At 49.1% G+C, this 10,561-nt stretch carries 11 protein-coding genes; all 11 read left to right on the forward strand.

Annotated features, from left to right (window positions below; genetic code table 11):
* Window positions 1–104 precede the first annotated feature (104 nt).
* Window positions 105–761 carry a GDSL-type esterase/lipase family protein gene (locus JX312_RS04085; protein ID WP_124030474.1) on the forward strand — a complete coding sequence of 219 codons (657 nt, stop codon included), beginning with the start codon at window positions 105–107 and terminating at the stop codon, window positions 759–761.
* A gap of 92 nt (window positions 762–853) precedes the next feature.
* Complete coding sequence (locus JX312_RS04090) at window positions 854–1,768, forward strand: DUF5106 domain-containing protein (RefSeq protein ID WP_124030475.1); 915 nt, start codon at window positions 854–856, stop codon at window positions 1,766–1,768.
* Between the two features lie 43 nt (window positions 1,769–1,811).
* On the forward strand, window positions 1,812–2,306 hold the full coding sequence (locus tag JX312_RS04095; protein ID WP_123404127.1) for a DoxX family protein: 495 nt from the start codon (window positions 1,812–1,814) through the stop codon (window positions 2,304–2,306).
* A complete protein-coding gene (mnmA, locus tag JX312_RS04100) occupies window positions 2,303–3,442 on the forward strand; it encodes a tRNA 2-thiouridine(34) synthase MnmA (RefSeq protein WP_123404125.1) in 1,140 nt (379 codons plus the stop codon). Before JX312_RS04095 ends, mnmA begins: the two co-directional genes overlap by 4 nt.
* A complete protein-coding gene (locus JX312_RS04105) occupies window positions 3,429–4,043 on the forward strand; it encodes a bifunctional nuclease family protein (RefSeq protein WP_204457158.1) in 615 nt (204 codons plus the stop codon). Before mnmA ends, JX312_RS04105 begins: the two co-directional genes overlap by 14 nt.
* 94 nt (window positions 4,044–4,137) lie before the next feature.
* The gene (locus tag JX312_RS04110; RefSeq protein ID WP_123404123.1) at window positions 4,138–4,635 is read left to right on the forward strand and encodes an arginine repressor; all 498 of its coding nucleotides are present in this window, start codon (window positions 4,138–4,140) and stop codon (window positions 4,633–4,635) included.
* Window positions 4,636–4,684: 49 nt separating this feature from the next.
* On the forward strand, window positions 4,685–5,599 hold the full coding sequence (locus JX312_RS04115) for a hypothetical protein (RefSeq protein ID WP_123404121.1): 915 nt from the start codon (window positions 4,685–4,687) through the stop codon (window positions 5,597–5,599).
* Window positions 5,600–5,638: 39 nt separating this feature from the next.
* Complete coding sequence (locus JX312_RS04120; RefSeq protein ID WP_123404119.1) at window positions 5,639–5,974, forward strand: single-stranded DNA-binding protein; 336 nt, start codon at window positions 5,639–5,641, stop codon at window positions 5,972–5,974.
* A 100-nt stretch (window positions 5,975–6,074) separates the two neighbouring features.
* Complete coding sequence (speA, locus tag JX312_RS04125; RefSeq protein ID WP_128707373.1) at window positions 6,075–7,973, forward strand: biosynthetic arginine decarboxylase; 1,899 nt, start codon at window positions 6,075–6,077, stop codon at window positions 7,971–7,973.
* Complete coding sequence (gene truA, locus JX312_RS04130; protein ID WP_128707372.1) at window positions 7,973–8,737, forward strand: tRNA pseudouridine(38-40) synthase TruA; 765 nt, start codon at window positions 7,973–7,975, stop codon at window positions 8,735–8,737. The genes speA and truA overlap by 1 nt, the downstream gene beginning before the upstream one ends.
* Window positions 8,721–10,561: NAD-dependent DNA ligase LigA (gene ligA / locus JX312_RS04135; protein ID WP_204457157.1), on the forward strand; the 1,841-nt coding region annotated here is incomplete at its 3' end. The genes truA and ligA, both read left to right, overlap by 17 nt.

Here is a 10,561-nt window from a genome sequence, read left to right on the forward strand (position 1 = left end):
TTTCAGAGACATCCTCAGGGAGGTAACAGAAAGTGAAGGCTTTAAAGTCGGACTTATCGAACAGCATCCCATGTCGGGTCTTAAAATTTATCATTCTGGTTATCATGTCTTGTAAAAACATTCGCTTAATTCTGCTGGTATTCTCACTTATTATCCCGATGTCTGCGTTTCCTGACAAATACTGGGAGCAGAGAGTATCTTTGTTCGATCACCTTCCCGTCACTGAAAACGACATTATATTTCTGGGTAATTCCATTACCGACGGAGGGAACTTCGAAGAACTGTTCAAAAGGGAGGATGTCAAGAACCGGGGAATAAGATCCGACATCATGCCCGGAGTGCAGAAACGGCTGGAGCAGGTTGTCAAAGGAAAACCCAGAAAAATTTTTCTGCTTATCGGAATCAACGATGTGTCGCACGGTCACAGCGTCGACAAGCTTGCGGAAAGATATGAGTCGCTTGTCAACGAAATAAGACTCCGCTCTCCGGAAACACGACTTTACCTCCAGAGTATCATGCCTATAAATAATGATTACGGCATATATAAGAATCTTAAAGGCAAAGAGAATACAATCGTGGAATTTAACAAGCGTATCAAAGAGATTGCGAAAAAAAACAATCTGACATATATAGACCTGTGGCAATTCCTTGCCGACAAAAACGGCAAACTAAAAAATAAATACACCAACGACGGCCTGCATCTCACCGGTCCCGGCTACAAGGCATGGACCAATGGCATACGCTCCTATCTCGATGAGTAAATAAATAGATTATTTATTCGTTATTAATAAAAGCCCCTCGCCTTATAATTTCAAGAGAGAGGCAAAAACATTCAGAATACCCAATAACAAAGATGATTAAGAAATACTTTAAACGCAGCTTAATATGCCTGGCGTTGATGTCTGCGACAATGATTCCGGCACGTCTGAACGCTGAAGTTATAGAAATCGAGCCTCTTTTCGAATATCCCGTAGCTCCCGAGGAGATCATATCGCTCTCCGACAAGAGCAACTGGCTGATGCAGCATTTCTGGGACAATATGGATTTCAAAAAAAAGGATGCCGTAAACCAGTCCGCGCTCAACGATGCCTTCCGGGTCTTCACCCTACCCATGCAATGGGCAGACAAGGCGGAAGTGGACAAGGCTGTAGACAACATGCTCTCGCAGATGGCAAAGAACCCCACTCTGCTGCTGCAGTTCACAAAAGCCGCTGAGGAGTCTCTTTACGGACAGAGGGCAAAAATCTGGATTGACGAGGTCTATGTAAAATATCTTGAGTCATTCCTGAAAAACAAAAAAATCTCCGACAGCCGCAAGATCCGCTATCGCAAGCAACTCTCGCAGATAAAGAATTCTCTCATCGGAAACACACCTTCTTCATTCGATTTCGTAACGCCCACCGGAAATCCCGGCAAGTTCCAGCCTATCGGCGTGTTCACCATAATCGAGTTCGGAGATCCGGACTGCGACGACTGCCGTCATGCCAAACTCAAGATGGAGACCGACATGAAATTCACATCGCTCGTAGACCGGGGAATCGTGAACGTGATGTTCATTGTGCCCGACCCCATTGACGGATGGCAGACAAAAATCGGGGAATATCCGTCAAACTGGGTTGTGGGTGCATCTGACACTGTCTCTGACATTCTTGACATACGCAACACACCCTCTTTCTATGTCATAGGGAAAGACGGCAAAATCCTTGCCAAGAATATTTCGGTAGACCAGGCGAAGGCACTCGCACTGCAGCAGGAGACTGCCCGATAGTTCTCCCGGGCTCCTGATTCATATCAAATTCAAACATGATATTATGATGAATTCTTTAAAAAAGATATATATACGCACCACAGGGTATTCATATACCAACATGGGGCGTCTGTTTCTGCGTCTGTTCGTCGGCATAATGATGATGCAGTTCGGCATCCGGCAGCTATATAATTTCGAGGCAGCTAAAGCGATGTTTCCGTCACTGTTCGGAATCGACCCGGACGTCACACTGATGCTGATGATTGCCATAGAGATAATATGCTCGCTTTTTATCATGGCTGGTTTCATGACACGCATCATGGCTCTGCCTCCTTTCTTCGCAATGATGGTGGCTGAGTATTATATTCTTCACGACCTCGTGAGCGAGGCTCCGTATATGCTGAGCTGGTCTCAGCAGGGATACGTTCCGGTCATGTTCATGGGGATATATTTTTTCATAATGCTTGTAGGTCCGGGGAAAATATCTGTGGATTATTTTCTTTCACTCCATTTCATACATTCCAACAACCACAGCGAATCAGAACTTGAAGAGGTATGAGAATAGCGGTATTGATTTCCGGAGGTGTTGACAGCGCGGTAGTGGTCGACACTCTTTTCCGACAGGGACACGACCTGCATCTGTTTTACATCCGCATAGGCATGGACAACGGCGAGGGAGACTGCTCCGCTGAGGAAGACATCGAGATGTGCTCCCTCATAGCCAGAAAATACGGTCTGCCGCTGAAAGTAGTATCGCTGCACGAAGAATACTGGAACCATGTAATGGCATATACATTGCGCACTGTAAAGGAGGGTCTTACGCCTCATCCCGACATGATGTGCAACAAACTCATAAAATTCGGTTTCTTCGAGCAGCGCTGGGGCAAGGACTTCGACAAGACCGCGACCGGACACTACGCCTCGATTGTGGAAAAGGATGGCAAATATTTCCTCGCCACGGCTGCCGACCCGGTGAAAGACCAGACGGATTTCCTCGCACAGATATCATACGACCAGCTTTCCCACATAATGTTCCCGCTCGGTGAATTGCCCAAAGCGGAAGTCAGGAGCAGAGCCGCTGAGGCAAAACTCCCAAACGCTTCCAGAAAAGACTCGCAGGGAATATGCTTTCTTGGAAAAATCGATTATTCGGATTTTATAGAACGCCACCTCGGCACTAAAGAAGGACCGGTGATCGAAATAGAGACCGGAAAGAAAATTGGAACGCACAAAGGATACTGGTTCTACACCATAGGTCAGCGTAAAGGGCTCGGTCTTAGCGGAGGACCATGGTATGTGGTGAAGAAAAACGTGCGCGATAACGTTATATATGTATCCAACGGTTTTGATACGCGCAGACAATATGGACGTGAGATTCCGGTGGAAGAAATGCACTGGATCACGGAATCGCCCTTCCGCGACGGCTCCACATGCGAGAGAATAGCATTCAAGACCCGCCACTCCCCCGAGTTTTACGATGGGACCATCTCTATAAAAAAGGACGGCTCATGCACCGTAACTTCCGACTCAGACATTCAGGGAATCGCACCGGGACAGTTTGCCATAATATATTCTCCAGACAGGAGACTTTGTCTCGGCTCGGGCATGATATCGGTTCCCGCGACATCACGCAGACACAAAAAGATTTCAACAGCTCATTCCAAAGAAGCTCTTAACGATAATGGAAAGATATAGACTGGAACTCGTAGGCATTACCTACAATCAGATTGAATCCGGGGTATATGCCGTGATTTTACGTCAGGCAGACGGAACCCGCCGCATTCCAATAATAATAGGATACCCGGAGGCGCAGGCTATCGAGTGCAAGTTGCAGGAGGTGGTGACTCCACGACCGCTTACGCACGACATGATAATGAATTTCATGAATGAATTCGGCATACGCCTCAAGGAAATCGAAATCAGACGACTGCCGTCGGGCGTTTTCGCCGCAGACCTGATTTTCACTGACGGCACTCAGACTCATACTGTCGATTCCCGGTCGTCCGACGCGATAGCTCTCGCAATCCGCGCCGATGCTCCCATATATACTTCTGCCGAAGTTCTCGATGAAGCGGGATTTGACCCCGAGGAACAGGAACGCGCCCGACAGGAGTCTCCGGCTGCCGGAAATCCGAAGACTCAATCAGCAAGAATGAAAGCGGCAAAAGACTCTTTGGAGATCCTGAGAGCAAGAATGCAGAAAGCTGCGGAAAGAGAGGATTATGAAGAAGCAGCCCGCATCAAGGCGCAGATAGATGCCCTTTCCGACAATGGAATGAATAATACAGACGAATAAAATTAAAAAATTATTCAAAAATAATTGATTTTTCTAAAAATTTATTGTAAATTTGCATAAATAGATATTGCAAACTCAAATTTACAATAATCTTATGAAGAACCGGAAACAAAGAGTGGAATTGATGGTTGACCTGATCAAGAACAAATGCATCGGTAGCCAGGAAGAACTCGCAAGATTGCTTGAGGAGGCAGGATACACTGTGACACAGGCAACCCTCTCGCGTGATCTCAAAATGCTCAAGACCACAAAGATACCTACTGACCGGGGCGGATACATGTATATTCTGCCCGACAGTAATTCACTGAAAGACAAATTGCTGGCTCGCGGTCAGCTACCCATAAACGCCAACTACCAGAGCGGGTTTATTTCGCTTACATTCTCCAAGAATGTGGCTGTGATAAAGACCCGCAACGGATATGCGGCAGGTCTGGCATATGACATTGACATGAGCAATGCCCCGGAAATCCTCGGCACAATCCCTGGATCCGACACTATCATCGCCATTCTGCGCGAGGATGTGAGTCATGAAAAAGCCAGGGCGATATTCTCCCGTCTTTTGCCTCTTGACCAGAAAATTCCCACTTTCTGAGCCATGATCAGACAGCAGGGCAAAAAATATCAGGTAATATTAAGTCGGTATGATAAAAGTAGCAATCACAGGAGCTGATTCTCCGGATGCCGGAGAATTATTGCGAATACTTGTGAACCACCCGGAAGTGATAGTGACCACAGTCTCCGCTCCCGGTCGCGAAGGCTTGTCGGTAACATCAGTGCATCATGGACTTATCGGCGAACTTAAGATGAATTTTTCCGGTCCACTTCCGATGACTCCCGACTGCTCGATTGTCTTCGTTTGCGGCAATTCCATGACTGCAGCGGAATTTTCCGCTCTGCAATTAGCGCGTCCTGACATCAGGTCTGTAATTGTGGATGCAATTCCAAACCTCGACACCGAACGCCTCGGCGTTGTATATGGCTTGCCTGAAATCAACCGCAAGCCTTTGGTGAGAGGCGCTGTGTCTGCCATGGTTCCTTCACCGGCGGCGTCTGTGGTGCTTACAGCCCTTTACCCTCTGGCAACACATATGCTCCTCAACGATTCCGTCAAGGTGTCTGTAAGTCTGCCGCCCGATATCCTGCAAAAAGACAAAGGCAACGCACAAAAAGAGATTGCACGTATTCTTTCGCAGACTCAACTCAGTTTCAGCGACAACTTCAATCTGGAATTGAAAGCCATCGATGGTGAACGCTGCATGAAAGCCGACATATCCCTTTCATGTCCGGTCTCGATAGAGCAGATTCATGAGATGTATGAGATATATGACGACCATAATTTCGCATTCCCGGTTTCATCTGTCGTGAATGTGAAAGAAGTCAGCGGCACTGACAAATGCGTAATATCACTCAACAAACCTGATGACTCGACATTGCGCATCGAAGCTGTGGCGGATCCGCGTATGCGCGGTGGCGCCGGCGAGGCGGTGCATATCATGAACCTTCTTTTCGGTCTGCACGAAAAAACAGGTCTGGCTCTTAAAGCCTCCGATTTTTAGAATCTCTCTGAAGTCAATTAAAAAAATAGCGGCAATATCATGTCTGTAAATAAAGTCATACTCCTCGGATATGTCGGTTCCGACCCGGAAATCAGATATCCTGAAAAAGACAAGCCGGTTGCGTTCATGTCTCTGGCTACAAACGAACGTTATGCCAATTCTACCGCGGAAGTCACGGAATGGCATTCTTTGGTGATGGGCGGCAAGAATGCCGAGTTTGCTGAGAAATACATCCGCAAGGGCAGCCGCCTGTATGTAGAAGGAAAACTTCGCACCCGCGAATACGACGACAGAATGAAAATCCGCCGCCGCAAAACAGAAATTATCGTCGAGCGATTCGAACTTCTCGGTCGCAAGAACGAACCTCCCGCTTAGTTTGTTTTATAATAAATACCGGCTCACCCTTCTCATGACAGCTGAATTCAATTGCAGGATTCATTGAGAGGACGCAGCTTCTTAAAACGATAGAAAAAGAATGAGAAAATGGCGCATCGAAGACTCCGCGGAAATATACAACGTTCCTGGCTGGGGTCTTAAATATTTCTCGATCAACGAACAGGGTCACGCACAAGTGACTCCCAAGGAGGGCGGTCCCACGATCGACCTCAAAGAGGTAATGGACACTCTGCAGCTGCGCGATGTCGACGCCCCGTTGCTCCTGAGATTTCCCGACATACTTGACGACAGAATCCGGAAAATATCCGATTGTTTCCACAAAGCTGCCGAAGAGTATAAATACACCGGCAAAAACTTCATCGTATACCCTATCAAGGTGAACCAGATGCGCCCGGTGGTAGAGGAAATTGTCAGTCACGGCAATAAATATGACATAGGTCTTGAAGCTGGCTCCAAGCCTGAACTCCACGCAGTGCTCGCTGTCAACACCCATCAGAACTCAATCATCGTCTGCAACGGATATAAGGATGAAAATTACATTGAGCTCGCTCTGCTCGCCCAGAAAATGGGCAGACGCATATTCCTTGTAGTCGAGAAGCTCAATGAGTTGAAACTCATTGCCGATGTGTCGAAACGTCTAAACATATCCCCCACAATCGGCATTAGAATCAAGCTGACTTCTTCCGGCTCGGGAAAATGGGAGGAATCAGGTGGGGATGTCAGCAAGTTCGGGCTCAATTCCTCCGAACTGCTCGACGCTCTGTCATTCCTGGAGAAAAACAAGATGACGGGATGTCTTAAACTTATACATTTCCATATTGGAAGCCAGATCACTAAAATCAGGAGAATCAAGAATGCCCTCCGCGAGGCTATGCAGTTTTATGTGCAGCTTTCACAGATGGACTTCAATATCGATTTTGTAGATATCGGCGGCGGACTCGGTGTGGACTACGATGGCACAAGATCTTCGTCGGGCGAGAACTCTATGAACTATTCCATTCAGGAATATGTTAACGACTCGGTGTCGGCGCTTGTCGACGCATGCGTCAAAAACAATCTTCCGCAGCCGAACATCATCACCGAAAGCGGCAGATCGCTGACCGCACACCATTCGGTGCTCATCATACAGGTGCTTGAGACGGCACGCCTCCCCATATGGACAGATGCCGATGTGCTTGACGAGAATGCCCATGAACTTGCCGTGGAGCTTTACAACATCTGGGACAAGATTGACCCGCAGAGCGTATTCGAGGACTGGCACGATGCTCTTCAGATCAGAGAGGAAGCTCTCGAACGCTTCAGCCTCGGTCTTCTGTCGCTGCGTTCCCGCGCACAGATCGAGAAACTGTTCTGGTCTGTGGCACGCGATGTCAGGGATATGACCCGATCCATGAAACATCCGCCGGAAGAACTGAGAAAAGTGGCGCGTATGCTGCCTGAAAAATATTTCTGCAATTTCTCACTCTTCCAGTCGCTGCCTGATTCCTGGGCGATCGACCAGATGTTCCCCATCATGCCGATTACGCGTCTTGACGAGAAACCGACACGCGACTGCACCATTCAGGATGTCACGTGCGATTCAGACGGCAAGATATCACATTTCGTATCTCCTCAGGGAACGGCATATTCTCTCCCCGTGCATGAGCTGAAAGGTTCCGAGCCCTACTATCTCGGGGTATTCCTTGTAGGTGCGTATCAGGAAATTCTCGGAGACCTCCACAATCTTTTCGGAGACACAAATGCGGTGCATATCTCTCTTACAAAAGATGGATATGAGATCGCGCAGATTATCGATGGCGAGGCGGTGGCGGATGTGCTCGACTATGTGGAGTATAACCCCAAGAAACTGGTGCGCAATCTCGAAGCCTGGGTTACCGCATCCATGAAGAAAGGTGTCATCACTCCCGAAGAGGGTCGCCAGTTCCTGAACAATTACCGTTCCGGACTTTACGGAATAACCTATCTTGAACGAGACTGATGCGTTATTTCCTGAAGCTCTCATACAGCGGTGCTCCGTTTCATGGCTGGCAATCTCAGCCTAACGCGCAGAGTGTGCAGTCTGTCATAGAATCCGCGCTCTCTACCGTTTTGCGCGCTCCTGTGGCAATAGTCGGCGCCGGGCGCACCGATACAGGTGTTAACGCCCGCCGCATGTATGCCCATTTCGATGCTCCGGAGATTACCGACAAAGGGAAATTTCTCCTTTCGCTCAACCGGTTGTGCGGACCGGCGGTGGCTCTGGAAGACCTGATTAGGGTGCCTGACGATGCGCATGCCAGATTCGATGCGACTGAGAGGGAATACCGGTATTTCGTCAGTTTCGGCAAATCCCCTTTCCTCTCCCCCGTATCCTGGCATTCTCCTTCCGCTCTCGACACAGAAGCGATGAACCGGGCGGCAGCTTTGCTCAGGGAGACCGAAGACTTCACATCGTTCGCAAAACTGCATTCCGATGCCAGGACCAATATCTGTGACCTGCGCGAAGCCCGGTGGGACGACTGGAACAACCAATATGGCGTTCCTGGCATAGTGTTCACCATACGCGCTGACAGATTTCTGCGGAACATGGTGAGGGCTGTGGTCGGCACATTGGTTGATGTGGGACGAGGCAAACTCTCGCTGAATGATTTTAAAAATATAATAGATGCCCGCGACAGATGCTTGGCGGGAACATCGATGCCCCCGCAGGCTCTGTTCCTCTGGGACATAAAATACCCTTATATCCATGACTCCGAAAGATAAGATCGACCGGTTGCGAGAGGAAATCAACCGGCATAACCATAATTATTACGTGCTGAACGCTCCGCAGATATCCGACAAGGATTTCGACATGCTGCTCAAGGAGCTTGAGGCTTTGGAGAAAGAGTATCCTGAATTTGCCGATCCGGATTCTCCCACTCAGCGTGTCGGATCCGATCTTACCAAAGGATTCGAACACGTGGTTCATGCCCGCCCTATGATGTCGCTGTCAAACACCTACTCCATCGGAGAGGTCGACGACTGGTTCAACCGCATGGACAAAGCACTTGAAGGGGAGGATTTCAGCATTGTCGGTGAAATGAAATTCGACGGCACTTCCATATCGCTCACCTATCGCCACGGAAGACTCGTAAGAGCCGTGACAAGGGGCGACGGGACACAAGGCGATGATGTCACGGCAAACGTGCGCACGATCCGCAGTATCCCCCTGACTCTTCTCCCCGGAGACTGGCCGGAGGAATTTGAGATAAGAGGCGAGATTCTGATGCCTTGGGAAGTTTTCGAGAAACTTAACGCCGAAAGGGCATACAATGAGGAGCCGCTGTTCGCCAATCCGCGCAACGCGGCATCCGGCACTCTCAAGATGCAGGATCCCAAGGAGGTGGCACGCCGCCATCTCGATGCCAGATTCTATTATCTCCTGAGCGACGATCTTCCTGCCGACAACCATTATGACAATATGCTCGCCGCCGGTCAATGGGGATTCAAGGTTTCCAAAGCCATGGCGAGACTGCGCACCATCGATGATGTGGACCGGTATATAGCATACTGGGATGAACACCGCAAGGAACTGCCTGTGGCAACCGACGGACTCGTCTTCAAAATCAACTCTTTGCGTCAGCAGCTCAACCTTGGTTATACCGCAAAATCCCCGCGTTGGGCTGTGGCTTTCAAGTTCAATCCGGAGAGAGCGTGCACATTGCTTAAGGAAGTGACTTTCGAGACCGGACGCATGGGTATCGTGACCCCTGTGGCGAATCTTGAGCCGGTGCTGCTCTCGGGGACTGTCGTGAAACGGGCTTCTCTGCATAACGATGATATCATGCAGGAGCTTGACATACACGAAGGCGACCACCTGTACGTGGAAAAAGCGGGAGAAATAATTCCTCAGATTACCGGGGTCGACAAATCGCAGCGTCCTGCTAATGCTAAAAAGATTGAGTTTGTGCGCGAATGTCAGGTCTGCCACACACCTTTGCAGCGCATATTCGGAGAAGCTGCATGGTGCTGCCCCAACAAATACGGATGCCGTCCGCAGATTACCGGACGAATCGAGCATTTCTGCGCGCGCCGCATGATGAATATAGACGGCATCGGCGAAGAAACCGCCGAACTGCTCTATACATGCGGACTGGTAGAGAATATCGGACAGATCTATGATCTTACCTCCGAAAAACTTTCTCAGCTGGAACGTATCGGAGAAAAGACCGCACAACGCATCATGCGCGGAATCGAGGAATCGAAATCCGTGCCTTTCGAACGCGTGATATATGCCCTTTCCATCCCTAACGTCGGGGAGACAACGGCAAAACGTCTGGCAAGAGCTGTGACGAGCATGGAAAACATGCAGTCAATGGAACTTGAGCAACTGAGTGCCATCCCCGATATCGGACCGGTGATCGCACGTAATATATACGACTTTCTGCGGGAGCCGGTGAATGCCGCCAACATCCGGCGGCTCACTGAAGCCGGAGTGCAGATGAAAGTGGATGAAGAGAAACTCAGACCATCCGGTTCAAGCCTCGACGGGAAGACAATCGTCATTTCAGGCACTTTCGCACGCCACAGTCGCGATGAATATAAGGA

The sequence above is a fragment of the Barnesiella sp. CU968 genome (assembly GCF_905219685.1).
In the GTDB taxonomy this organism is placed as follows: Bacteria; Bacteroidota; Bacteroidia; order Bacteroidales; family Muribaculaceae; genus Lepagella; species Lepagella muris_A.

Bases quoted from the DNA above. Each gene is read 5' to 3' on its own strand.
- JX312_RS04085 (WP_124030474.1), top strand. From the start codon at position 105: ATGTCTTGTAAAAACATTCGCTTAATTCTGCTGGTATTCTCACTTATT.
- JX312_RS04090 (WP_124030475.1), top strand. From the start codon at position 854: ATGATTAAGAAATACTTTAAACGCAGCTTAATATGCCTGGCGTTGATG.
- JX312_RS04095 (WP_123404127.1), top strand. From the start codon at position 1,812: ATGATGAATTCTTTAAAAAAGATATATATACGCACCACAGGGTATTCA.
- mnmA (WP_123404125.1), top strand. From the start codon at position 2,303: ATGAGAATAGCGGTATTGATTTCCGGAGGTGTTGACAGCGCGGTAGTG.
- JX312_RS04105 (WP_204457158.1), top strand. From the start codon at position 3,429: ATGGAAAGATATAGACTGGAACTCGTAGGCATTACCTACAATCAGATT.
- JX312_RS04110 (WP_123404123.1), top strand. From the start codon at position 4,138: ATGAAGAACCGGAAACAAAGAGTGGAATTGATGGTTGACCTGATCAAG.
- JX312_RS04115 (WP_123404121.1), top strand. From the start codon at position 4,685: ATGATAAAAGTAGCAATCACAGGAGCTGATTCTCCGGATGCCGGAGAA.
- JX312_RS04120 (WP_123404119.1), top strand. From the start codon at position 5,639: ATGTCTGTAAATAAAGTCATACTCCTCGGATATGTCGGTTCCGACCCG.
- speA (WP_128707373.1), top strand. From the start codon at position 6,075: ATGAGAAAATGGCGCATCGAAGACTCCGCGGAAATATACAACGTTCCT.
- truA (WP_128707372.1), top strand. From the start codon at position 7,973: ATGCGTTATTTCCTGAAGCTCTCATACAGCGGTGCTCCGTTTCATGGC.